The sequence below is a fragment of the Agrobacterium sp. CNPSo 2736 genome (assembly GCF_004005385.1).
GTDB lineage: Bacteria > Pseudomonadota > Alphaproteobacteria > Rhizobiales > Rhizobiaceae > Agrobacterium > Agrobacterium leguminum.
In genome coordinates this window covers 115,594-139,418 of sequence record NZ_RZTX01000009.1, presented here as the reverse complement: position 1 = coordinate 139,418, position 23,825 = coordinate 115,594, and the positions used below count along the sequence as shown (strand labels likewise).

General features: G+C 60.9%; 19 protein-coding genes. 18 read left to right on the top strand and 1 reads right to left on the bottom strand.

Annotation, left to right across the window (positions count from 1 at the left end):
- Positions 1-6: 6 nt before the first annotated feature.
- The 12 genes from rsmH (at position 7) to EM858_RS16320 (ending at position 14,503) form a co-directional block, all read left to right on the top strand.
- Positions 7-1,032, top strand: coding sequence for a 16S rRNA (cytosine(1402)-N(4))-methyltransferase RsmH (rsmH, locus tag EM858_RS16375; protein ID WP_003522191.1), 1,026 nt, complete (start codon positions 7-9; stop codon positions 1,030-1,032).
- Position 1,033: 1 nt separating this feature from the next.
- The gene (locus EM858_RS16370; protein ID WP_020811527.1) at positions 1,034-1,588 is read left to right on the top strand and encodes a hypothetical protein; all 555 of its coding nucleotides are present in this window, start codon (positions 1,034-1,036) and stop codon (positions 1,586-1,588) included.
- A complete protein-coding gene (locus tag EM858_RS16365) occupies positions 1,588-3,330 on the top strand; it encodes a penicillin-binding protein 2 (protein ID WP_003522193.1) in 1,743 nt (580 codons plus the stop codon). The genes EM858_RS16370 and EM858_RS16365 overlap by 1 nt, the downstream gene beginning before the upstream one ends.
- A 57-nt stretch (positions 3,331-3,387) precedes the next feature.
- On the top strand, positions 3,388-4,857 hold the full coding sequence (locus tag EM858_RS16360) for a UDP-N-acetylmuramoyl-L-alanyl-D-glutamate--2,6-diaminopimelate ligase (RefSeq protein ID WP_127757267.1): 1,470 nt from the start codon (positions 3,388-3,390) through the stop codon (positions 4,855-4,857).
- Positions 4,854-6,287: a UDP-N-acetylmuramoylalanyl-D-glutamyl-2,6-diaminopimelate--D-alanyl-D-alanine ligase gene (locus tag EM858_RS16355; protein ID WP_127757266.1), complete on the top strand. Its 1,434-nt coding sequence runs from the start codon at positions 4,854-4,856 to the stop codon at positions 6,285-6,287. Before EM858_RS16360 ends, EM858_RS16355 begins: the two co-directional genes overlap by 4 nt.
- A gap of 23 nt (positions 6,288-6,310) precedes the next feature.
- On the top strand, positions 6,311-7,411 hold the full coding sequence (gene mraY, locus EM858_RS16350) for a phospho-N-acetylmuramoyl-pentapeptide-transferase (RefSeq protein WP_127757265.1): 1,101 nt from the start codon (positions 6,311-6,313) through the stop codon (positions 7,409-7,411).
- A 3-nt stretch (positions 7,412-7,414) separates the two neighbouring features.
- Positions 7,415-8,824, top strand: a complete 1,410-nt coding sequence (gene murD, locus EM858_RS16345) for a UDP-N-acetylmuramoyl-L-alanine--D-glutamate ligase (protein WP_127757264.1) — start codon at positions 7,415-7,417, stop codon at positions 8,822-8,824.
- Between the two features lie 5 nt (positions 8,825-8,829).
- Positions 8,830-9,984 carry a putative lipid II flippase FtsW gene (ftsW, locus tag EM858_RS16340; protein WP_003522198.1) on the top strand — a complete coding sequence of 385 codons (1,155 nt, stop codon included), beginning with the start codon at positions 8,830-8,832 and terminating at the stop codon, positions 9,982-9,984.
- 6 nt (positions 9,985-9,990) lie between these two features.
- Positions 9,991-11,127, top strand: coding sequence for an undecaprenyldiphospho-muramoylpentapeptide beta-N-acetylglucosaminyltransferase (gene murG, locus EM858_RS16335; RefSeq protein WP_127757263.1), 1,137 nt, complete (start codon positions 9,991-9,993; stop codon positions 11,125-11,127).
- Positions 11,124-12,539: a UDP-N-acetylmuramate--L-alanine ligase gene (murC, locus tag EM858_RS16330; RefSeq protein WP_003522200.1), complete on the top strand. Its 1,416-nt coding sequence runs from the start codon at positions 11,124-11,126 to the stop codon at positions 12,537-12,539. Before murG ends, murC begins: the two co-directional genes overlap by 4 nt.
- The gene (murB, locus tag EM858_RS16325; protein WP_020810676.1) at positions 12,536-13,501 is read left to right on the top strand and encodes a UDP-N-acetylmuramate dehydrogenase; all 966 of its coding nucleotides are present in this window, start codon (positions 12,536-12,538) and stop codon (positions 13,499-13,501) included. The genes murC and murB overlap by 4 nt, the downstream gene beginning before the upstream one ends.
- Before the next feature lie 192 nt (positions 13,502-13,693).
- Positions 13,694-14,503, top strand: a complete 810-nt coding sequence (locus EM858_RS16320) for a GGDEF domain-containing protein (protein ID WP_031233977.1) — start codon at positions 13,694-13,696, stop codon at positions 14,501-14,503.
- Between the two features lie 116 nt (positions 14,504-14,619).
- Here the strand turns inward: EM858_RS16320 and EM858_RS16315 are convergent, their stop codons facing one another.
- Positions 14,620-15,924 (bottom strand): MFS transporter, encoded by a 1,305-nt coding sequence (locus EM858_RS16315; protein ID WP_003522203.1) that lies wholly within the window; start codon positions 15,922-15,924, stop codon positions 14,620-14,622.
- A 543-nt stretch (positions 15,925-16,467) separates the two neighbouring features.
- Here EM858_RS16315 and EM858_RS16310 point away from each other — a divergent pair.
- The 6 genes from EM858_RS16310 to EM858_RS16285 all read left to right on the top strand — a co-directional run bounded on the left by EM858_RS16310 (position 16,468) and on the right by EM858_RS16285 (position 23,820).
- Positions 16,468-17,394, top strand: coding sequence for a D-alanine--D-alanine ligase (locus tag EM858_RS16310; RefSeq protein ID WP_127757262.1), 927 nt, complete (start codon positions 16,468-16,470; stop codon positions 17,392-17,394).
- Complete coding sequence (locus tag EM858_RS16305; RefSeq protein ID WP_271040151.1) at positions 17,391-18,314, top strand: cell division protein FtsQ/DivIB; 924 nt, start codon at positions 17,391-17,393, stop codon at positions 18,312-18,314. The genes EM858_RS16310 and EM858_RS16305 overlap by 4 nt, the downstream gene beginning before the upstream one ends.
- Complete coding sequence (gene ftsA, locus EM858_RS16300) at positions 18,311-19,642, top strand: cell division protein FtsA (RefSeq protein ID WP_003522206.1); 1,332 nt, start codon at positions 18,311-18,313, stop codon at positions 19,640-19,642. Before EM858_RS16305 ends, ftsA begins: the two co-directional genes overlap by 4 nt.
- A 92-nt stretch (positions 19,643-19,734) precedes the next feature.
- Entirely contained in the window at positions 19,735-21,495 is a 1,761-nt protein-coding gene (gene ftsZ, locus EM858_RS16295; RefSeq protein ID WP_127757261.1) for a cell division protein FtsZ, read from the top strand.
- 265 nt (positions 21,496-21,760) lie between these two features.
- A complete protein-coding gene (gene lpxC, locus EM858_RS16290; protein WP_127757260.1) occupies positions 21,761-22,720 on the top strand; it encodes a UDP-3-O-acyl-N-acetylglucosamine deacetylase in 960 nt (319 codons plus the stop codon).
- 233 nt (positions 22,721-22,953) lie between these two features.
- Entirely contained in the window at positions 22,954-23,820 is an 867-nt protein-coding gene (locus EM858_RS16285) for an outer membrane protein assembly factor BamD (protein ID WP_127757259.1), read from the top strand.
- Positions 23,821-23,825: the final 5 nt, after the last annotated feature.

Sequence of the window (23,825 nt, the reverse complement as noted above, 5' to 3'; positions counted from 1 at the left end):
CACGGAATGGCGGCGAATTCTGGCGGACGATCTTCTGATGCCGATGGCGGACCTCAGCGTCACATCCCGGTCCTGCTTCGCGAAGTCATTGCCGCGCTGGAGCCATCATCCGGCAAGATCATTCTCGACGGCACGTTCGGCGCCGGCGGCTACACCCAGGCCATTCTCGATCAGGGCGCCGACGTCATCGCGCTCGACCGCGATCCGACCGCTATCGCCGGCGGTCAGGCGATGGTTGCCGCCAATGGCGGTCGGTTGAGTCTCATCCAGTCGCAATTCTCCGATCTCGCGAAGCATGCCCCGCAAGGCGGGCTCGATGGCGTCGTTCTGGATATCGGCGTTTCCTCCATGCAGATCGACGAGGCCGAGCGCGGTTTTTCCTTCCAGAAAAACGGCCCCCTCGACATGCGCATGTCGGGTTCCGGCGTTTCGGCGGCCGATGTCGTCAATCGTGCGAAGGTCAGCGATCTGATCCGCATCTTCGGTTTTCTCGGTGAAGAAAAGCAGCCGGGCCGCATCGCCCGCGCCATCGAGAAGAAGAGGGCGGAAGAGCCTTTCCGCACCACCCGCGATCTGGCGGGCCTCATCGAAATCGTCACGCCGCGTAAGGCCAAAGACAAGATTCATCCCGCAACGCGCGTTTTTCAGGCGCTGCGCGTTTTCGTCAATGACGAGCTGGGCGAGCTGGCGCAGGCGCTTTTTGCCGCCGAGCAGGTTTTGAAACCCGGCGGCCGGCTGGTCGTCGTCACGTTCCATTCGCTGGAAGACCGTATCGTCAAGAAATTCTTCTCCGACCGTTCGGGCAAGGCCGCCGGTTCCCGGCACCTGCCGATGGTGGAGGACAAGCCCGCCATTTTCGATAATATCGGCAAGCCGATGATCGCCGCCAGCGATGAGGAGGCGGAACTCAATCCGCGTGCCCGATCCGCCAAACTGCGGGCTGGTCTGCGCACGACCGCACCGGCGCGCGCGGCGGATTATTCGATCTTCGAGCTTCCCGATCTTGCCAGCCTTGAAAAGATGGGAGGCTGATATGCTGCGCACTTTCGATGTCATCTTGATGGGTGTGATGGTCGCCGCGGCCGTCGTGACCTATTCGATCAAGCACAAGGCCGATCTGAAGCTTGAGGAGGTCCGCAAGCTGGAGGCCGAAATCAAGCTTGAGAAGGATACGATCGATCTTTTGAGGGCCGACTGGGCGCTCTTGACGCAGCCGAACCGTCTGCACCGGCTCGTGAATGCCTATCAGGACGAGCTTGGCCTTTCTCCGACGCTACCGACGCAACTGGCGCAGCCGCGCGAGTTGCCCATGCTGCGCTCGCAACTGCCGCAGCCGCCCGAGCCGGAAGGCATGAGCGTCGAGGATGTCATTGCCGCCGCCGTCAACGGTTCCAAGCCGGGTGCGACGCTTGGCGCGGCCACCAAAAAGAAATCACCGCCGGCGGGCCAGATTGCCGTCAACGGCACTCCGGTTCCGACACCCCGGGCGCGTGTTTCCCGTCCCACAGCGGCTCCGGCCGTCTCCGCCGTCGCGGGCGATGAAACCGACGACATGGATGACACGATAACAGGATCGGTGAACCGCTGATGTCTTTTCTCTCCCGCGTCATGGTTTTGAAGAGCAAGGCTCATTTTTCCGCCAGCACCACCGGCGTCTATACCGATCATGCGGCCTTTGAAGGCGCACGCAAGAAGCGCGCCGCCCAGGCGAAAAGCCGCGTCGGCCTGATCATTTTCGGTTTTGTCGCCTTTTACGCCGTCGTTGGCGGGCGTCTCGTGCAATATGGCATGGCGGAGCAGGAAACGGTGTCGAGCATCGCACCCGCCGACCGCTTGATGGCCTCGCGCCCCGATCTTCTCGACCGCAATGGCGAGGTTCTGGCCACCGATATTCGCACCGTCTCGCTTTTCGCCGAACCGCACCGCATCGTCGATATCGATGAGGCTATCGAGAAGCTGCGGACGGTTCTGCCGGATCTCGACCAGCGCAGCACCTATCAGAAACTCTCCTCCAATTCGCGCTTCCAGTGGCTGCGCCGCCAGCTGACGCCGAAGCAGCAGAGCCAGATTCTGGCGCTCGGCATTCCCGGTGTCGGCTTCCGCCCGGAAAAGCGCCGCTTTTATCCCGGCGGGCCGACCGCCGCGCATGTCGTCGGTCACGTCAATATCGACAATCGCGGCGTTGCCGGCATGGAACGTTACGTCGACAGCCAGGGCCTTGCCGATCTGACGGCGCTCGGCATGACCAGCGACCAGCCGCTGGAGCCGGTGAAGCTTTCCATCGATCTGCGCGTGCAGTCCATTGTCCGCGAAGTCGTGACCTCGGCCATCACCAAGTTCCAGGCGATCGGCGCCGGCGCGGTGGTTCTGGATGTGCATACCGGCGAAGTCCTCGCAATGGCCTCCGTGCCGGATTACGATCCGAACAACCCGGCCGAAGGCGCCAAGGAAGGCTGGCTCAACCGCATGTCGAACGGCACGTTCGAAATGGGGTCCACCTTCAAGTCCTTCACCATCGCCATGGGTCTCGATTCGGGCCGCGTCCGTCTCGGCGATACCTTCGATGCGCGCTATCCGATCCGCATCGGCGGTTTCACCATCAAGGACTTCCACGGCAAGGGCCGGATGCTTTCGGTACCGGAAATCTTCCAGTATTCCTCCAACATCGGTACGGCCAAGATTGCCGACACGGTGGGAACGGAAGGCCACAAGGAATTCCTCACCCGGCTTGGCCTTTTGACCCGCATGCAGACCGAACTGCCGGAAGTGGCGCTGCCGTCGCAGCCGCGCGAATGGAAGAAGATCAACTCGATTACCATTTCCTTCGGCCACGGCGTTTCCACGACACCGCTGCAGACGGCGGTTGCCGGCGCTGCACTCGTCAATGGCGGCAAACTGATCGAACCGACTTTCCTGCCGCGTACCCGCGAACAGGCCGATCAGGTGGCCAAACAGGTTCTGAAACCGGGCGCCAGCAAGGACATGCGTTTCCTGTTCGAGTGGAACGGTGTCAACGGTTCGGGCCGCAACGCGCGCGTCGATGGTTTCAACGTCGGCGGCAAGACCGGCACGGCCGACAAGGTCGTCAACGGCCGTTACGTGCATGACAAGAACTTCAACGCCTTCCTCTCGGCCTTTCCAATGGACGATCCGCAATATGTCGTGCTGTCCTTCATCGACGAGCCGAAGACGGACAAGGGCAATGGCGCGGCACTCGCCGGCACATCCGCAGCGCCGATGGTGCGCGATATCATCACCCGCACGGCGGCGGTGCTGGGCGTGAAGCCGAAGTTCGGCAAGGATGGCTCGGCCTTGCTCGTGTCTTATTGATTGTTAGCTTATGATGTTCCGGCGATTCGCGCCGGGGGGACAAGACGGACACAGTCGATGAATTTGCGAGATATATCCGGAAATGCGTTTCCGGAATTGAAAGAATTGCTCCTGTCTGAGATCGGGGCGATCGAAATCGGGGGGATCACCGCAGACAGCCGCAAGGCTGCGCCCGGCAGCCTGTTCGTGGCGGTTGCGGGCGGCAGGGCGGACGGCGCGGCCTATGTGAAGGACGCGGTTGCCAAGGGCGCGGTCGCTGTTGTTTCCGGACACGCGCTGGATGCCGATGTGCCGGTGCTTTCGGTCACCGATCCACGCCTTTATCTCTCCCTTGCCGCTTCCCGTTTTTACGGAAAACAGCCGGAAACCATGGTCGCCGTCACCGGCACTGCGGGAAAGACGTCCGTTGCTTCCTTCGTGCGGCAGATCTGGGCTTTCGCCGGCCATGCCGCAGCGCAGATCGGCACGACAGGTGTGATTGCACCCGGCCGCGAGGATTACGGCGCGCTCACCACGCCCGATCCGGTGACGCTGCATGCGCTTCTGGCCGAACTTGCGGCCGAGGGCGTGACGCATGCGGCGATGGAGGCGTCCAGCCATGGTCTCGACCAACGCCGTCTCGATGGAGTGAGGCTGGCGGCGGCCGGTTTCACCAATCTCGGCCGCGACCACATGGATTATCACCCCACCGTCGAGGACTACATGGCCGCGAAGATGCGGCTCTTCGATACGCTGATGGAAAAGGGCGCTCCCGCCGTGATCTTCGCCGACGATCCATGGTCGCAACAGGCGATCCGCGCGGCGGGCGAAGCCGGTCTCGATGTGCGCACGGTCGGTCGCAAGGGCGAATATCTGGCCCTGAAGCGGGTGGAGCACTTCCGTCACAAGCAGATGATCGAAGTGCATCATGACGGCGAGATTTATGAAGTCGACATCCCATTGGCGGGCGATTTTCAGGTTGCGAACGCTCTCGTCGCAGCCGGTCTTGCCATGTCCACCGGCGTTCCCGCGGCAACCGCGCTGAAGGCGCTCGAAAAGCTGATCGGTGCTGCCGGCCGTCTGGAACTCGTGGGCCAGACGAAGAACGGTGCGCTTGCCTATGTGGATTACGCCCACAAGCCGGATGCGCTGGAAAATGTGCTGACCTCGGTCCGGCCCTTCACCTCGGGCCGCATCATCACCGTCTTCGGCTGCGGCGGCGACCGCGACAAGGGCAAGCGCCCGATCATGGGCGAGGTTGCGACGCGGCTTTCCGACATCGTCATCGTCACTGACGACAATCCGCGTTCGGAAGATGCTGCAACGATCCGTTCCGAAGTCATGGCGGCAGCACCCGGCGCATTGGAAATCGGCGACAGGGCGGAGGCTATCCGCCATGCGGTGTCGCTGCTTTCGCATGGCGATACGCTGATCGTCGCGGGCAAGGGGCATGAAGAGGGGCAGATCGTCGCTTCGGTAACGCTGCCGTTTTCCGATCATGAACAGGTGCGCGCTGCACTGGCAGGGCTGGAAGGATCGAAGATTTGAGCTGGTTATGGACAGTCGCCGACATGATCGCCATCACGGCAGGACGCCCCGTGGGCAACCTGCCGACCGGAATCACCGGCATTTCCATCGACAGCCGGACGGTCAAGCCGGGCGAAGCGTTCTTCGCCATCAAGGGCGACCGGGTGGACGGTCATGATTACACCAGCTTCGCCGTTGCGAACGGGGCGGGACTTCTGGTCGTTGCCGAGGCCAAGCTGCCGGCGCTCGGCCGCCTGACCGTGCCGATGATCGTGGTGGAAGACGTGCTTGCCGCACTTGGCAAGCTCGCCATCGCGGCGCGTGAAAGAACGTCGGCGCGTATCATTGCGGTGACCGGTTCGGTCGGCAAGACGACGACCAAGGAAATGCTGCGGCAGGCGCTCGCCCCTTCGGGCCGGGTGCATGCGGCTGTGGCTTCCTTCAACAACCATTGGGGCGTGCCGCTGACGCTGGCGCGCATGCCGGCGGACACGGAATTCGGCGTGTTCGAAATCGGCATGAACCATTCCGGCGAAATCCGGCCGCTGGTGAAGCTGGTGCGCCCGCATGTGGCGATCATCACGACCATCGCACCGGCCCATCTCGGCAATTTCAAGAACATCGAGGAGATCGCTAGCGCCAAGGCGGAGATTTTCGAGGGTCTGGAGGAGGGCGGTTCCGTCATTCTCAACCGCGATAACGCCCAGTTCGAACAGCTTGAAGAAGCGGCGCAGGAACAGGGTATCGAGCATATCCTCACCTTCGGGCAGCACGCCAAGGCGGATTTCCGCCTCGCGGATTTCGAGAGCACGACGACGGGCTCGACGATCTGGGCGATCCTGAACGGCGAAACCAGCGAGTTGCACATCAATATTCCCGGCCGGCACATTGCCGATAACGCCATGGCCGTGCTGGGCGCCGTTGCCGTCACTGGCGCCAATCTCGACCGCGCGTTCGAGGCGCTGGGAACGCTCGAGGCCGTAAAGGGGCGCGGCCAGCGCCATCAGCTGGCAATCAACGGCGGCACCTTCCTGCTGATCGATGAAAGCTACAACGCCAATCCGGCCTCCATGCGTGCGGCGATTGCCGTGCTGGCGGAAACGGAAACGCAGGGTCACGGTCGGCGCGTCGCCGTTCTCGGCGACATGCTGGAGATGGGCGAGTTTTCCGCGCAGTTGCATGAAGAGTTGGCGGGCCCACTGCTCGCGGCCGGTATCGAACATGTCTGGCTGGCGGGGGAGGCGATGGCCGCATTGCGCGATGCGTTGCCGGACAGCGTCACCGTGATCTGGTTCCCGACGACGGCGGAACTGACCGATTTTGCCCTGCAATGGGTGCAACCGGGAGACGCGCTGATGGTAAAATCGTCACTTGGCCTCGGTTTCGGCAAGATTGTCGCCGCCCTGCTTGACAAGTATCCGGCATTCCCCGAGACGGAACGCCAAGTCTGAAATAGCCTTTTGAAAGGGCAATTATGCTGATCTGGCTCGTCGAACTGTCGGATAAAATTCAAATCTTCAACCTGTTCCGGTACATCACCTTCCGGGCGGGTGCCGCGATGTTCACCTCTGCGTTGATCGTCTTCCTGTTCGGACCGGCGATCATCAATTCGCTGCGCGTGCGCCAGGGCAAGGGCCAGCCGATCCGCGCCGATGGTCCGCAGACGCATTTCAAGAAGGCCGGCACGCCGACCATGGGCGGGCTGATGATCCTTGCCGGCATTCTCGGCGGTTCGCTGCTCTGGGGCGATCTGTCGAATGTCTATGTCGTCGCCGTTTTGATGGTGACGCTCGGTTTCGGAGCCATCGGCTTCTACGATGATTATCTGAAAGTGACGAAGCAGAGCGACAAGGGCTTTTCCGGCAAGGCCCGTCTCGGCATCGAATTCCTGATCGCGGCGATTGCCGTGTTCTTCATGATGAAGATGGCGCTCGCTTCCGCCCCGCATGGCGGCACGCTCGGCAGTTCCATCGCCTTTCCTTTCTTCAAGGAATTCGTGATCAATCTGAGTTACTTCTTCGTACTCTTCGGTGCTTTCGTCATCGTCGGCGCCGGCAATGCGGTGAACCTGACGGATGGTCTCGATGGTCTCGCCATCGTGCCGGTCATGATCGCCGCCGCCACCTTCGGCGTGATTGCCTATCTCGCCGGTAACGCGGTGTTTGCCAACTACCTGCAGATCAATTTCGTGCCCGGCACGGGCGAACTCGCCGTTATCGTCGGCGCGGTTATCGGCGCGGGCCTCGGCTTCCTCTGGTTCAACGCGCCGCCCGCCGCCATCTTCATGGGCGATACGGGTTCGCTGGCGCTCGGCGGTCTCATCGGCTCCATCGCTGTCGCGACCAAGCACGAGATCGTCATGGTCATCGTCGGCGGTCTCTTCGTCATGGAAACGCTGTCGGTCATCATCCAGGTCTTCTGGTTCAAGCGCACTGGCAGGCGCGTTTTCCTGATGGCGCCGATCCATCACCATTTCGAGAAAAAAGGCTGGACGGAAAGCCAGGTGGTTATCCGTTTCTGGATCATCTCCGTTGGCCTCGCCCTGCTCGGCCTCGCCACCCTGAAGCTGAGGTGAGCGATGATCCCGGTCACGTCGTTCAAAGGTAAGAAGGTCGCTCTCTTCGGGCTCGGCGGTTCGGGTCTCGTCACAGCCCGGGCGCTGGTGGCCGGCGGGGCGGATGTCGTTGCTTTCGACGACAATCCCGACAGTGTCGCCAAGGCCGAGGCGGAAGGCATCAAGACGGCGGATCTTCGGACGATTGACTGGCCGAGCTTCTCTTCCTTCGTATTGGCGCCCGGCGTGCCGCTGACGCATCCGAAACCGCATTGGTCGGTGGACCTTGCGAAAGCTGCGGGCGTCGAAATCATCGGCGATATCGAGCTTTTCATCCGCGAGCGCCGTGCGCACGCGCCGGATTGCCCTTTCATCGCGATTACCGGCACTAACGGCAAGTCGACAACGACGGCGCTGATTGCGCATATTCTTAAGGCGTCCGGCCGCGATACGCAGCTCGGCGGCAATATCGGAACGGCGGTGCTGAGCCTCGATCCGCCGAAGGCACAGCGCTTCTATGTTGTGGAATGCTCGTCCTACCAGATCGATCTCGCACCGACGATCAATCCGACCGCCGGAATTCTTCTCAACCTGACGCCCGATCATCTCGACCGGCACGGCACGATGCAGCACTATGCCGATGTCAAGGAACGGCTGGTGGCCGGCAGCGGAACCGCAATCGTCGGCGTCGATGACAGCCATTCGACGCTGATTGCCGACCGTATCGAACGCGCTGGTGTGAAGGTGGAGCGCATTTCCAAACGCAATGTCGTTTCCGAAGGTCTCTATGCCGAAGGCAGCCGCATTTTCCGTGCGCATGGCGGCACTTCTTCGCTGCTCACCGATCTCGACGGTATCCAGACCCTGCGCGGCAGCCACAATGCGCAGAATGCTGCGGCGGCAATCGCCGCCTGCCTTGCCGTCGGGGTTTCCGAAGACGAGGTTCGCGCAGGCCTGAAGTCTTTCCCCGGCCTCAAGCACCGTATGCAGCCGGTCGGCCGACGTGGCAACGTCACCTTCGTCAACGACAGCAAGGCGACCAATGCCGATGCTGCGGCACCGGCGCTTTCAAGTTTCGACCGCATCTACTGGATCGCCGGCGGTCTGCCCAAGGCGGGCGGCATCACCAGCCTTTCGCCGCTTTTCCCGCGCATCGCCAAGGCCTATCTGATCGGCGAGGCGGCGGCGGAATTTGCCGCGACGCTTGGCGAAGCCGTGCCTTACGAAATATCCGGCACGCTGGACAAGGCCGTGCAACATGCGGCGGCGGATGCGGAAAAAGATGCGACGGCCGGCAATATCGTGATGTTATCCCCGGCTTGCGCAAGCTTCGACCAATATAAGAACTTTGAGATCAGAGGTGATTCGTTCGTCGCGCAGGTCGCGGCGCTCGATGGCATGACGATGCTGGTTGACTCTGGAAAAGGGGGCTGAAGGCCATGGTAAGCCGAGTTGATCGCGGTCCGGTCGCGGAGTGGTTCTGGACCATCGACCGTTTCTTTCTGGCGGCGTTCATCGCGCTGATGGGCATCGGCCTGATGCTGTCGTTCGCGGCCTCGCCTGCGGTTGCCGAGCGCATTGGCCTTAACAGTTTCTTCTTCGTCGAGCGTCAGGCGATGTTCATGGTGCCGTCGCTGGCGATCATGGTCGGCCTGTCCTTCCTGTCGCCGCGTCAGGTGCGCCGCGTCGCGGTCATCATGCTCATCGCTTCGCTGCTGATGATGATCTTTGCGCTGTTTTTCGGCATCGAGGTCAAGGGTGCACGGCGCTGGATTTCCATCGGCACCTTCTCGATCCAGCCGTCGGAATTCATGAAGCCGGCCTTCGTCATCGTCTGCGCCTGGCTGTTTGCCGAACGGGCGCGCCATCCTGAAATTCCCGGCAATCTCTTCGCCATCATCACCTTCGGCATCGTGGCGGCGCTCCTGATAGCCCAGCCGGACTTCGGCCAGACGATCCTGACCTCCGTGGTCTGGGGCGGCATGTTCTTCATGGCCGGCGTGCCGTGGTTCTGGATCATCATGCTCGGCGGCGTCGGCGTCGGCGGCATCATCTCCGCCTATCTGATGCTGCCGCACGTTGCCGGTCGTATCGACCGTTTCTGGACCGGCGAGGGCGATACGTTCCAGGTGGACACGGCGCGCGAGGCTATCATTCGCGGCGACTGGTTCGGTCGCGGACCGGGCGAGGGCATCGTCAAGCGCATCATTCCCGATAGCCATACCGACTTCATCTTCTCGGTGGCGGCGGAAGAATTCGGCATCGTTTTCTGCATGTTCCTGGTGGCGATCTTCGCCTTCATCGTGTTGCGCGGCCTCTCGCACGCCTTCAAGGAAAAGGACGATTTCTGCCGTTTCGCCGTGGCCGGCCTCGTGCTGCAGATCGGCATGCAGTCGATGATCAATATCGGCGTCAATCTGGAGCTGATGCCCGCCAAGGGCATGACGCTGCCGCTGATTTCCTATGGCGGTTCGTCGATGATGGCGATCTGCGTCACCGCCGGTTTCCTTCTGGCGCTGACACGCCACAGACCCGAAAAGCGGGCGCAGGAGCGGAGTTTCTTCCGCGTCGGTTCCGGCGTTCCCGCGGAGTAAACGATCATGAGCAAGGGTATTGTTCTTCTTGCCGCTGGGGGAACCGGCGGTCATGTCTTTCCAGCCGAGGCGCTCGCGCATACGCTGAAAGCGCGCGGTTATCAGGTGCACCTCGTCACTGACAGCCGCGCCGAGCGTTATGCGGGCAAGTTCCCGGCGGATGAAATCCATGTGGTGCCGTCCGCCACCATCGGCTCGAAAAACCCGATTTCCGTGGCGCGTTCGCTCTGGAAGCTCTGGGTTGGCCTGCGCGCGGCGCGCCGGCTGGTGGCGAAACTTAAGCCTGTCGCTGTTGTCGGTTTCGGCGGTTATCCCACCGTGCCGCCGCTTCTGGCATCCACCGGGCTTGGCGTTCCCTCCATCATTCATGAGCAGAATGCGGTGATGGGCCGCGCCAACAAGGCGCTGGCTGCCCGCGTGAAAGCGATTGCCGGCGGTTTCTTGCCGCCCGTCAACGGTCAATATTCCGACAAGACGGTGGCGACCGGCAATCCCGTACGCCCGGCGGTGCTGGCGGCGTCGGAGATACCCTATACGCCCTCGCAGACGGGTGAGGCATTCCAGCTTGTCGTGTTCGGCGGCAGCCAGGGTGCGCAGTTCTTCTCGAGCGCGGTGCCTGCGGCGATCTGCCTGCTGAAGGATGAGCAGCGCAAGCGCATCGTCGTCACCCAGCAGGCGCGGCCGGAAGACAAGGACAGCGTGATCGCCTCCTATCAGAAGCTCGGCGTGAAAGCGGATGTTTCACCCTTCTTCGGCGATATGGCGTCGCGCATCGGCGAGGCCGATCTGGTCATCAGCCGCTCGGGCGCTTCGACGGTATCGGAGCTTTCGGTGATCGGCCGCCCGTCGATCCTCGTGCCTTATCCGCATGCGCTCGATCACGATCAGGCCGCCAATGCGGCAGCGCTTTCGGCGGCTGGCGGGGCAAGCGTCATCAAGCAGGCGGAATTGTCACCGCAGAAGCTCTCCGGCCTGCTGTCCTCAGCGCTTTCTGAGCCGGATCGTCTTTCGGCAACGGCAGCGGCGGCAAAGGCGACGGGCAAACCGCATGCGGCGGATGTGCTGGCCGATCTGGTGGAGGCGATTGCTTCCGGCCGGTCCGTACAGGAATTCAAGAAAAAGAATGAAGGAGTTGGGGCATGAAGATGCCGAAAGCCATAGGCCTTGTGCATTTCATCGGCATAGGCGGGATCGGCATGAGCGGCATTGCCGAAGTGCTTCACAATCTCGGCCACCGCGTTCAGGGGTCGGATCAGGCCGACAGCGCCAATGTGCAGCGCCTGCGCGACAAGGGCATCGAGGTTTTCGTCGGTCATACGGCGGATAATATCGGCGATGCCGAGGTCGTGGTCGTTTCCACCGCCATCAAGAAGAACAATCCGGAACTCATCGCGGCGCGTGAAAAGCACCTGCCGATCGTTCGCCGGGCCGAAATGCTGGCCGAGCTGATGCGTTTCCGTAACGCGATCGCCATTGGCGGCACCCATGGCAAGACCACGACCACCTCCATGGTCGCGACGCTGCTGGAAGCCGGCAATCTCGACCCGACCGTCATCAATGGCGGCATCATCAATGCTTACGGCACCAACGCCCGCATGGGCGAGGGCGAATGGATGGTGGTGGAGGCCGACGAATCCGACGGCACCTTCCTGAAGCTGCCGGCCGATGTGGCCGTCATTACCAATATCGATCCGGAACATCTCGACCATTACGGCAATTTCGATGCCGTGCGTGCTGCCTTCCGTCAGTTCGTCGAGAACGTGCCTTTCTACGGTTTCGGCGTCATGTGCCTCGATCATCCGGAAGTGCAGGCACTGGTCGGCCGCATCGAGGACCGCAAGGTCATCACCTATGGCGAGAACCCGCAGGCCGACGTGCGTTTTTCGAATGTGCGCATCGACGGCACGCGCTCGGTGTTCGATGTGGAAATCCGCCGTCGCCGCACTGGCAAGATATTCTCCTTCAAGGACCTCGTCCTGCCGATGCCCGGCCGCCACAACGTCTCGAATGCGACGGCGGCGATTGCGGTTGCCAATCGTCTCGGCATTTCTGAAGCCGACATCAAGAAGGGCCTTGCCTCCTTCGGCGGCGTCAAGCGACGCTTCACGCTGACGGGCGAAGCCAATGGGGTGCAGGTCTTCGATGACTATGGCCACCATCCGGTGGAGATCAAGGCCGTGCTGAAGGCGGCGCGGGAGGCCTGCAAGGGCCGCATCATCGCCGTGCACCAGCCGCACCGCTATAGCCGCCTTTCCAGCCTGTTCGACGATTTCGCGCATTGTTTTAACGATGCCGACACGATTATCCTTGCTCCGGTCTATGCCGCGGGCGAAGATCCGATCGAGGGCGCAAGCTCGGAAGCGCTGGTTTCGGCCATCAAGGCCGCCGGCCACCGGGACGCCCGTTTTCTCGAGAAACGGGAAGATCTCGCCTCAGTGGTTGCAGGCATTGCGAATCCGGGTGATTTCGTGGTTCTCTTGGGGGCTGGAAATATCACGCAATGGGCAGCAGTACTGCCTTCGGAATTGAAGAGCATATCAGGAAAGTCTGAATGAGACAGGTCGATGGGGTTAAATTGCTGGGGAGGCTCGGCGACGGGGTAAATGAATTGCGGGGACGTCTGACACCGGATGCGCCCATGGACCGCGTGACGTGGTTCAGAGCCGGCGGTCTTGCGGAAGTCATGTTCCAGCCGCACGATACCGACGATCTGATTGCCTTTCTGAAAATTCTGCCGGAAGACGTGCCGTTGACCGTGGTTGGTGTCGGCTCGAACCTTCTGGTGCGCGATGGCGGCATTCCGGGCGTTGTCGTCCGTCTGTCGGCCAAGGGCTTCGGCCAGGTGGAGCTTGCCGGCGAAAACCGCATCAAGGCGGGCGCGATCTGCCCGGACAAGCATATTGCCGCTATGGCCATGGATAATGGCATCGGCGGTTTCCATTTCTATTACGGCATTCCCGGCTCCATCGGCGGTGCGCTGCGCATGAATGCGGGCGCCAATGGCGGCGAAACGCGCGAGCGTGTCGTGGAGGTCTATGCGGTCGACCGTCAGGGCAACCAGCATGTGCTTTCCAATGCCGATATGGGCTACAGCTATCGCCATTCCGGCGCCGATGCAGGTCTGATCTTTACCGGCGCGCTGTTTGAGGGTTATCCCGAAGACAAGGCGAAAATCCGTGCCGATATGGATGCCGTGCGCCACCACCGCGAAACCGTGCAGCCTATCCGTGAGCAGACGGGCGGTTCCACCTTCAAGAATCCCGAAGGTCATTCCGCCTGGGAACTGATCGATGAGGCGGGCGGTCGCGGTCTGGTCATCGGCGGCGCGCAGATGTCATCGCTGCATTGCAATTTCATGATCAATACCGGCCATGCGACCGGTTACGATCTGGAATATCTGGGCGAGACCATCCGCAAGCGCGTGTTCGAAAAGTCGGGCATCCGGCTGGAATGGGAAATCAAGCGACTTGGCCTTTTTATGCCGGGCCGTGAGGTGGAGCCTTTCCTCGGAAGCTGAAATCCGGTGCAGGCCGGTATGGTTGGCGACAAAACCTTGCGTTGATGCGGCCGTTGGCGTTTATCGTAACGGTCGATCAATGGTTATGCTCTATAGCAACAGGGAAGTGGAGAGGGTGTCGGCCCTCTCCAATATTTTAGACGATTTATATTAGAGTTTTCGACGACGTTAGATGATTGGGCGCTGCTGGGGATGGTGTTGGGTCTCTGGAAAAAACTGATCGAGATGATGAGTTTTTCGATTGCGACGTCGGAGCGCCGCCGGCGGCTTGAACCGCTGGAATTTGCAATCCGGGTCGCCTGTGTCGTCACGGTTATAGCTGTTCTTATCTGTTTCTTCGGTCTGCTTCTGCTGGCGGAGTTCGGGCTGGTAACGGATCTCGTCAACGGGCTTATCCTTGGCATTACCCTGTCCGCCGCAATCTCGTTTACGATAACGCTGCTGGTTTGCTGGCTGAATGCCAGGGAAGTGAAGCTTCTGGCGCAATCGCATGAGCGATTTCTGTATCTGAGCCATACGGACGCCTTGACGGGCCTCAGCAATCGCCTTGGGCTCTATGCCGGGTGTATCGATCTCGGCCCGCATTATTGCGTCGCCTTCCTCGATATCGATCATTTCAAGTCCGTGAACGACAGGTTCAGCCATCTGGCAGGCGATGCGGTGATTTCCAGTGTCGCACAGCGGATACGCGCCGCCTTCGCTGCCTCCGCCAGCGTTGCCAGAATGGGCGGCGAGGAGTTCGTTGTCGTGCAGGAAACCGGGCTGCAATCGTTCCTGGACGTTTGTGAAAGGCTGCGTGCGAGTATCGAGGCCGTGCCGGTCGATTATCAGGAGATGCGGATCGGTGTCACCATATCGATTGGCGTGGCCGTCCGGAAGGATGCCGAAGTCTTCGAAAAAGTCCTGCACAATGCCGATCTGGCGCTCTATCAGGCAAAGGGAACGGGGCGTAACCGCATCTGCGTGTCAGGCCAGCGCGACATCCGCCAATCCGTCGCCTAGCTTATTTCCAACAAAGCCGGGAAGAGATGCGCTGTTGCGCTGTCGGGCGCAGATATGAAAAGGCCCGCGAAACCTAAGGTTCCGCGGGCCTTCTTGTATTTCGAACCCTGCGTGGCTCAGACTTCGTCCTTGCGGGACAGAAGAATACAGGCGAGCGTGATGAGCGCCGATACGCAGAGATAATAGCCGACATAACCCATGCCGTAATTCACCTGCAGCCATGTGGCGATGTAAGGCGCCAGCGATGCGCCGAAGATGCCGGCCATGTTGAAGGTGATCGACGAGCCGGTGTAGCGCACGCGGGTCGGGAAGGGGGCGGCGAGCGCCGTTCCGATCAGGCCGTAGGTCATGCCCATCAGCATCATGGCAAGGGCCGCGAAGACGAAGATCGAGCCTTCGCCACCGGACATCAGGCCGGGCAGCAGGAAGGAGAACAGGCCGATCAGCACCGTCGTCAAGATCAGGATTTCACGGCGACCGAATTTTTCGGCGAGCTTGCCGGCGATCGGAATGAAGATGCCGAAAACGATGGAGCCGAGGATCTGCACTTCCAGCGCGTCGAGGAACGGGATTTTCAGGACCTTGACATTGTAGGACAGAAGATAGGCAGTGCCGATGTAGAAGAGCACGAAGGTGGCCAGCGCCACGAAGGTGCCGAGCACGAGGCTGCGCTTGTGGTTGCGGAACAGTTCCGCGACCGGCACGGCTACACGCTCTTCCTTTTCGATTGCCTTCTGGAAGTCGGGCGTTTCGGTGATTGACAGGCGAACCCACATGCCGACCGCGATCAGGATGATCGAAGCGACGAAGGGAATGCGCCAGCCCCAGCTCAAAAGCGCTTCCTGAGACATGAAGTGCAGCAGGATCCAGAACACGCCGGACGAAAGGAACAGGCCAACGGGGGCACCGAGCTGCGGGAACATGCCGTACCAGCTGCGCTTGCCCGGAGGTGCGTTTTCCGTAGCGAGCAGGACGGCGCCGCCCCATTCGCCACCGAGGCCGAAACCCTGACCGAAGCGGCAAAGCGCGAGCAGCAGCGGGGCCAGAACGCCGGCGGTCTCATAGGAGGGCAGGAGGCCGATCACGACCGTCGAGACGCCCATCGTGAGCAGGGCGGCGACAAGGGTAGTCTTGCGGCCGACGCGGTCGCCATAGTGGCCGAAGACCACAGCGCCCAGCGGGCGGGCGAAAAAGGCGATGGAGAAGGTGGCGAAGGACGCCAGAAGCGCCGTCATCGGGTCATTGTTCGGGAAGAACAAAGTGGGGAACACGAGCACTGCGGCCGTGGCGTAAACGTAGAAATCGAAAAACTCGATGGTCGTGCCGACCAGGCTGGCAGTGAGAACTCGTGCAGGCGAATTTGTCTTTACAACGTTCGAAGTGTCAGCGGTCGGCGATACCGGAGATATCGCGTCGGTCATGGTATTGGTTCCATTTTGGATGATTGCAATGTCATGCCTTGGGAGGCGACGACTGCGTTAACGCAATTTTTGTTCTTATGGAATGCTAAAAAAGAAATAATGCAGATAATGTGATCCATCAGTGCGACACGTGTGGTTATGCCTCTCGGGGATGCTTTGGCGATTGAGAGACTGATTCAGGCCGCGGTTTTAAAACGCTGAAACGCCAGATAATTTTCCCTGGGGAATAATCCCGTCTGTTAACGTTTCGACCTTGCCTTTATCGCGGAGCGGCAGACGCGCGAGCGCCGTTTTATTTCCGATCATTGAAAACCTGCATGTTGCAATCCATGCAACTCTCTGATTCCAAGGAGGGAATCCGGATCGGTGCTGATTCTTTAACGAAACTCGGCACGTTGGACGCGGCGGTTAACGAAAGTAAACGATTCATTAACCTTAATGGCGTTTAACTGATCTCAAGGGTCATGTGCCAGAATCACCGTCCGTCAAATTCGGTCGGTTCGGAGCGTGGTTCGTAACGGAGAGTTGGTGTCAGAGGGTTCGATGAGCGGCAAGCACGTAGCTGTTCTTTTGGGTGGATTTTCGTCGGAGCGGCCGGTCAGCCTCTCGTCGGGCAACGCTTGCGCGCAGGCTCTGGAAGACGAGGGCTACAAGGTCACCCGTGTCGATGTGGGGCGCGATGTCGCTGCCGTACTTGCCGAGCTGCGCCCGGATGTGGCTTTCAATGCGCTACACGGTCCCTTTGGCGAAGACGGCACCATTCAGGGCATCCTCGAATATCTCGCCATTCCCTATACGCATTCCGGCGTGCTCGCTTCCGCGCTTGCCATGGACAAGGCGCAGGCCAAGAAGGTTGCCGCTGCTGCCGGCATCCCGGTGGCCGCCGAGCGCGTCATGAACCGCTTCGATTTCACCAGCGAACATCCGCTTGCACCCCCTTATGTCGTGAAGCCGGTGCGCGAAGGTTCGAGCTTCGGTGTCGTGATCGTCAAGGAAGACCAGTCGCATCCGCCGCAAATCCTCACCTCGTCCGATTGGCGTTATGGCGATCAGGTGATGGTCGAGCGCTATATTCACGGCCGCGAACTGACCTGCGGTGTACTCGACGGCGAGGCGTTGGGCGTCACCGAAGTGGTGCCGCTCGGTCACAATTTCTATGATTATGATGCGAAATATGCGGCTGGTGGCTCGAAACATGTCATTCCCGCAGAAATTTCACCGAAAATTTACCAAAAAATTCAAACACTGGCGGTTATGGCGCATCGGGCGATCGGATGCCGTGGCGTAAGCCGTTCAGACTTTCGTTACGACGACCGTTTCTCAGAAGATGGCGAAGTTATCTGGCTTGAAGTGAATACGCAGCCGGGCATGACGCCGACCTCCCTGGTGCCGGAAATGGCGGCCCATGCTGGCCGCTCCTTTGGTAACCTTGTCAGCTGGATGGTGGAGGACGCTTCGTGTTTGCGGTGATCGGCAAAAAGTCGACGGCAAAAAAGCGCGAACAATTCGCGGCGGCGGCCAGCGCCGACGACCGCATGGTGTTGCCGCGTCCTCTGCGTCGCTTCGTGCGTTTCGGTGTCAGCCTTGCGACCGGACGCATTCACATTCCTGCCCATACCGGTACGATTTCGGCGGTTGCCTTTTACGCGGTGACCGGGCTTTACGGCATGTCGCTCGGTGGACACACGAATATCGTTACCCAGACCACGACATCGGCCGCAGGCTTTGCGGTCGAGGATGTGAAGGTTTCCGGCAATCTGCAGACCTCCGAAATCGAAGTGTTCCAGCTTCTCGGCCTCGATGGCAGCACCTCGCTGATCGCGCTCGATATCGATGCGGCACGCCGCAAGCTGGTGCAGCTTCCCTGGGTGGAAGATGTCGATATCCGCAAGGTGTACCCCAAGACCGTGGAAGTCCGGCTGAAGGAGCGTCAGGCCTTCGGTATCTGGCAGCATGGAACGGAACTGTCGCTGATCGAAAAAAGCGGCAGCGTGATTGCGCCGCTGCGGGACAATAAATTCGCTGCCCTGCCGCTCTTCGTCGGCCGCGACGCGGAAACGGGTGCCGCCGGTTTCGTCGAGCAGCTGGCCGACTGGCCGGAAATCCGCAATCGTGTCCGCGCCTATGTCCGCATTGCCGGCCGTCGCTGGGACTTGCATCTCGATAACGGCATCGTGGTCAAGCTGCCGGAAGAAAACCTGCCGCAGGCGCTGCAATTGCTGGCGCGGCTCGATCTCGAGGAAAAGGTGCTGTCGCGCGATGTCGCCGCGGTTGATCTGAGGCTCGCGGACCGCACCACGATCCAGCTGACCGAGGGTGCCACGGAACGCCGCCAGGCCGCCGTCGATGCGCGCACCAAGGCTCTCAAGAAGGCGGAGAAGAACACATGAGCTTATTCGGTTCTTCCCATTTCGGCCTGCCTCGGCTGAAGCCGCTTTCCTCCAAGCGCAGCCACATCGTGTCGGTGCTGGATATCGGCTCGACCAAGGTCGTATGCATGATCGGCCGGCTGACGCCGCGTCAGGAAAGCGAAATTCTGCCGGGCCGCACCCACAAGGTCGAAATCATCGGCATCGGCCACCAGCGCTCGCGCGGCGTGAAGTCAGGCGTGATCGCCGATCTCGATGCGCTGGAGGGCGTCATCCGTCTGTCTGTCGATGCGGCCGAGCGCATGGCGGGTCTCACCGTCGACAGCCTGATCGTCAATGTTTCCGCCGGCCGGCTGGCAAGCGATATCTATACCGCGAGCATCGATCTCGGCGGCCAGGAAGTGGAAGCGAGCGATCTGCGCAAGGTTCTGGTGGCGGCAAGCCAGCAGTCCATGCGTCAGGACCGGGCGATCCTGCACTCGCTGCCGACGGGTTATTCGCTGGATGGTGAGCGTGGCATTCGCGATCCGCTCTCCATGTATGGCGACCTTCTCGGCGTCGACATGCATGTTGTGACGGTCGAGCGCACGGCGCTGAAGAACCTCGAGCTTTGCGTCAACCGCGCCCATCTTTCGGTCGAAGGCATGGTGGCGACGCCCTATGCCAGCGGTCTTGCAGCGCTGGTGGACGATGAAGTCGAACTCGGCTGCGCGGCCATCGACATGGGCGGCGGCACCACGACGATCTCGGTTTTCGCCGAAGGCCGGCTCATTCACACCGACGCGATCGGCCTTGGCGGCCATCACGTGACGACAGATCTTGCACGTGGCCTCTCGACACGAATCGAAGATGCGGAGAGACTGAAGGTGGTGCATGGTTCGGCTTTGCTGAATGGCGCGGATGAGCGCGACATGATTTCGATCCCGCCGATTGGCGAAGATGATCGCGATCAACCATCGCAAGTTTCAAGAGCCCTTGTAACCCGCATCGTGCGGGCGCGTATCGAAGAGACGCTGGAATTGATCCGTGATCGTATCCAGAAGTCCGGCTTCAGCCCCATTGTCGGCAAGCGCGTGGTCCTCACCGGCGGCGCAAGCCAGCTGACGGGACTGCCGGAAACGGCACGGCGCATTCTCGCCCGCAACGTTCGTATCGGCCGCCCCATGGGCGTGGCCGGTCTTCCGGTAGCGGCGAAGGGACCGGCATTCTCAACCGCCTGCGGACTGATGATCTATCCGCAGGTGGCGGACATCGAAATTCATGCGGCGCAAGGCGGAATGTTCTCGCCGTTTGGTACGGGCAGCGGCCGGATAGCCCGGGTTGGGCAATGGCTGAAAGAGAGTTTTTGAGTGGCCTCGTGGCGTAAGCCGGAGGTTTCAGAGTTGAGTTTTCAAGAATCGGCCAGCGGGGCGATGCGGCCAGAGAAAGAAGGAATGCTAAAATGACGATACAGCTGCAAAAGCCTGATATCACCGAGCTGAAGCCACGCATCACCGTTTTCGGTGTTGGCGGCGGCGGCGGTAACGCTGTCAACAACATGATCACGGCTGGCCTCCAGGGTGTCGATTTCGTCGTCGCCAACACGGATGCCCAGGCGCTGACCATGACGAAGGCAGACCGGGTCATCCAGCTCGGCGTCAACGTCACCGAAGGCCTCGGCGCCGGTTCCCAGCCGGAAGTCGGCCGCGCCGCCGCTGAAGAATGCATCGACGAGATCATCGACCACCTGAACGGCACCCACATGTGCTTCGTCACCGCTGGCATGGGCGGCGGCACCGGTACCGGTGCTGCCCCTGTCGTTGCACAGGCTGCCCGCAACAAGGGCATCCTGACGGTCGGCGTCGTCACCAAGCCTTTCCATTTCGAAGGCGGCCGCCGCATGCGTCTTGCCGAACAGGGCATCGAGGAACTGCAGAAGTCCGTTGATACGCTGATCGTCATTCCGAACCAGAACCTCTTCCGTATTGCCAACGACAAGACGACATTTGCCGACGCCTTCGCCATGGCCGACCAGGTTCTCTACTCCGGCGTTGCCTGCATCACCGATCTGATGGTGAAGGAAGGTCTCATCAACCTCGACTTCGCCGACGTTCGCTCGGTCATGCGCGAAATGGGCCGCGCGATGATGGGCACCGGCGAGGCTTCCGGTCCGGGCCGTGCGATGCAGGCTGCGGAAGCGGCAATCGCCAACCCGCTGCTCGACGAAACCTCGATGAAGGGCGCACAGGGCCTGCTGATCTCCATCACCGGCGGTCGCGATCTTACCCTGTTCGAAGTCGACGAAGCGGCCACCCGTATCCGCGAAGAAGTCGATCCGGACGCCAACATCATCCTCGGCGCAACCTTCGACGAAGCCCTGGAAGGTCTCATCCGCGTCTCCGTCGTGGCGACCGGCATCGACCGCGTTGCTGGCGTCGGCGAGCAGAACGTTGCCGATATGCGTGCCGCAGCAGCCGTTGCCAAGCCGCTTATCCGTCCTTCCGCGGCCGTTGCTTCCGCTCCGGCCGCAGTTCAGCCTGCTCCAGCAGTATCGCAGGCACAGAAGGCCGTAGACCCGATCGCCCAGACCATCCGTTCGGCGGAAGCCGAAATGGAACGCGAACTCGGTTTCGCCGCACACCAGCAGCCGGCTCAGGATTTCCGTCCGCAGAGCAAGCTGTTCGCATCTTCTCCGGCTGAAGCGCCGGCGGCTCTCCGTCCGGCTCAGCCGGTTCAGCAGGCCGCTCCGGCACCGGTCACTCCGGCGCCCGTCTACCATGCTCCGGAACAGGTTGCCGCTCCGGCGCCGCGCATGCAGCAGCCGCAGGCTCCTGTTTATCAGGAACCCGCACCGGTTGCCCGCCAGCCCGAGCCGGTACGCATGCCGAAGGTGGAAGACTTCCCGCCGGTCGTGAAGGCCGAGCTGGACCACCGCACCCATGCTGCTCCTGCCGCCCAGGAAGAGCGTGGCCCGATGGGTCTTCTGAAGCGCATCACCAACTCGCTTGGCCGCCGCGAAGAAGAAGAAGTTCCCTCCGACATGATGGATGCGCCGAGCATGGCGCCGCAGCAGCGCCGCGCCCCGCTTTCGCCGGAAGCCAGCCTCTACGCACCGCGTCGTGGCCAGCTTGACGATCACGGCCGTGCAACGCCTTCTTCGGCCAGCCACCACGACGACGACCAGCTGGAAATCCCGGCCTTCCTGCGCCGCCAGTCCAACTAAGGGCGATTCCATCCGCCTCTTCGAACGCCCGGGTTTCACGATCCGGGCGTTTTGTTTATTTTACGTTATTAACACTAAATTAATTCGTATTTTCAAAGGTTTACGCGTGTAACAATCCGAAACGAACAGTGATTTGTCGTGGCACCTACATGTGCGTATGTATGAGGCTGGGTAAAGGAAAACACGGACTTGGCCGGTTGCCAGACCGGCTCGAAAACTTGAACGGCGCTCAAGCGGCGCGGTTTGCAAAACAAGGCATATTCGCATGACTATCGGACTGCTCGGATTTCAGACAACTATCGCAAATGCTGTTCAGCTCAAAGGCATTGGCGTGCATTCCGGCAATCCGGTTTCGATGACCTTCCAGCCCGCAGAAGCCGGGACGGGCATCGTCTTCCACCGCCTTCATGACAATGGCAGCGTTACCGAGTTGAAGGCGGTTTCGGCCAATGTCGGCAATACCGACCTGTGCACCGTGCTCGGCCGTTCGCTTTCCCAGTCGGTGGCGACGATCGAGCACGTCATGGCTGCCATCTACGCCATGGGCCTCGATAACCTCATCGTTGAAGTCGACGGTCCGGAAGCACCGATCATGGACGGCAGCTCCGCACCTTTCATCGAAGCGATCGAATCGGTCGGCATCAAGAGCCTCGGCGTGAAGCGCCGTTATATTCGCGTCACCAAGCCGGTGCGCATCGATTCGGGCGCCTCCTGGGCGGAATTCCGTCCCTATGACGGTACGCGCTTCGAGGTCGACATCGATTTCGACACGCCGCTGATCGGCAAGCAGTCCTGGAAGGGCGACCTGACGGCGGACAGCTTCAAGAACGAACTGTCGCGCGCGCGCACCTTCGGCTTCATGCGTGATGTGGAGCGCCTGTGGGCCGCCGGTTATGCGCTCGGCTCCTCGCTTGAGAACTCGGTCGTCATCTCCGACGACAACAGCGTCATCAACATGGAAGGCCTGCGTTACGCCAAGGACGAATTCGTCCGTCACAAGACGCTGGACGCCGTGGGCGACCTGGCGCTTGCCGGCGCGCAGTTCATCGGCTGCTACCGCTCCTATCGCGGCGGCCACAAGGTCAATGCCAATGCGCTGAAGGCGCTTTTGAGCGACCGCACCGCCTATGAGATCGTCGAAGCGCCGGCTGCCCGCAACCAGATGGTGCGCGCCCGCGAATTCGTTGCGGTCAACATGCCGGAATTCGCACCCTGGTCTGCGTGAATTCCTTCGCAGGCTATCAATTGACAGAAAAAGCCGCTCCCTTTGGGGCGGCTTTTTCGCGATGCGAACAAGAAGTTGCGTAATATCGCCTGATATTCATGCGATTGCACGGGTCGATGCCATAAAAATGCGTTAATGCGTCATCATTGCGTTGCCCTGCGGATGCTTTTATGGCTAGAACGCCAGTGCAAAGCCGATGCTTATGTATTTGCGCGGGAAGTGGGAACTGTCGAATGAAGCATGTAGGGTCTGGTGCAATGAAGGGTACGATGCGGGGGATCGCCGTCTCGTTGATGTTGGTCGGCGCGAGTGTCGCCGTCACGGCCTGCCAGTCCGATCCGGATATCGACATCACCAAGCTCGGCGTCGAGACCGATCCGCCGGATGTTCTGTACAAGCAGGGGCTTGCCAACATGAACGCCGGCAACATGACGGAAGCCTCACGCAAGTTCGAGGCGATCGACAAGCAGTATCCCTTCACCGAATGGGGCCAGAAGGCGCTGGTGATGCAGACCTTCATTGCCACGCGCACCAACAAGAACGATGTGGCCATTACCAAGGGCAGCCGGTTCCTGCGGCAATATCCGCGCTCCAAGGATGCCGCTTACGTTCAATACATGATCGGTCTTGCCTATTCGAAGCAGATTTCCGACGTCACGCAGGACCAGCGCGCCGCGCAGCGCACCGTCGAGGCGATGAACAAGGTCGTCAACGACTATCCCGATTCGGAATATGTCGCCGACGCGCAGGCCAAAATTCGTTTCGCCCGCGACCAGCTCGCCGGCCGCGAAATGCAGGTCGGCCGTTATTATCTTGAGCGCAAGGAATACCTCGCCGCCGTTTCGCGTTTCCGCATCGTCGTCGAGCAGTACCAGAACACCAACCAGATCGAGGAAGCGCTGGCGCGTCTGACTGAAGCCTATTACGCGATGGGCCTGGTGGACGAAGCGCAGACCGCGGCGGCCGTTCTCGGCAACAACTATCCTGACAGCCAATGGTATTCGGATTCCTACAAGCTGCTGAAGGGCAGCGGGCTGGAGCCGCGGGAAAACAAGGGGTCCTGGATTTCGCGCGCCGGCAAGAAGCTCATCGGCGCCTGAGACGG

Bases quoted from the DNA above. Each gene is read 5' to 3' on its own strand.
- rsmH (WP_003522191.1), top strand. From the start codon at position 7: ATGGCGGCGAATTCTGGCGGACGATCTTCTGATGCCGATGGCGGACCT.
- EM858_RS16370 (WP_020811527.1), top strand. From the start codon at position 1,034: ATGCTGCGCACTTTCGATGTCATCTTGATGGGTGTGATGGTCGCCGCG.
- EM858_RS16365 (WP_003522193.1), top strand. From the start codon at position 1,588: ATGTCTTTTCTCTCCCGCGTCATGGTTTTGAAGAGCAAGGCTCATTTT.
- EM858_RS16360 (WP_127757267.1), top strand. From the start codon at position 3,388: ATGAATTTGCGAGATATATCCGGAAATGCGTTTCCGGAATTGAAAGAA.
- mraY (WP_127757265.1), top strand. From the start codon at position 6,311: ATGCTGATCTGGCTCGTCGAACTGTCGGATAAAATTCAAATCTTCAAC.
- murD (WP_127757264.1), top strand. From the start codon at position 7,415: ATGATCCCGGTCACGTCGTTCAAAGGTAAGAAGGTCGCTCTCTTCGGG.
- ftsW (WP_003522198.1), top strand. From the start codon at position 8,830: ATGGTAAGCCGAGTTGATCGCGGTCCGGTCGCGGAGTGGTTCTGGACC.
- murG (WP_127757263.1), top strand. From the start codon at position 9,991: ATGAGCAAGGGTATTGTTCTTCTTGCCGCTGGGGGAACCGGCGGTCAT.
- murC (WP_003522200.1), top strand. From the start codon at position 11,124: ATGAAGATGCCGAAAGCCATAGGCCTTGTGCATTTCATCGGCATAGGC.
- murB (WP_020810676.1), top strand. From the start codon at position 12,536: ATGAGACAGGTCGATGGGGTTAAATTGCTGGGGAGGCTCGGCGACGGG.
- EM858_RS16320 (WP_031233977.1), top strand. From the start codon at position 13,694: ATGGTGTTGGGTCTCTGGAAAAAACTGATCGAGATGATGAGTTTTTCG.
- EM858_RS16315 (WP_003522203.1), bottom strand. From the start codon at position 15,924: ATGACCGACGCGATATCTCCGGTATCGCCGACCGCTGACACTTCGAAC.
- EM858_RS16310 (WP_127757262.1), top strand. From the start codon at position 16,468: ATGAGCGGCAAGCACGTAGCTGTTCTTTTGGGTGGATTTTCGTCGGAG.
- ftsA (WP_003522206.1), top strand. From the start codon at position 18,311: ATGAGCTTATTCGGTTCTTCCCATTTCGGCCTGCCTCGGCTGAAGCCG.
- ftsZ (WP_127757261.1), top strand. From the start codon at position 19,735: ATGACGATACAGCTGCAAAAGCCTGATATCACCGAGCTGAAGCCACGC.
- lpxC (WP_127757260.1), top strand. From the start codon at position 21,761: ATGACTATCGGACTGCTCGGATTTCAGACAACTATCGCAAATGCTGTT.
- EM858_RS16285 (WP_127757259.1), top strand. From the start codon at position 22,954: ATGAAGCATGTAGGGTCTGGTGCAATGAAGGGTACGATGCGGGGGATC.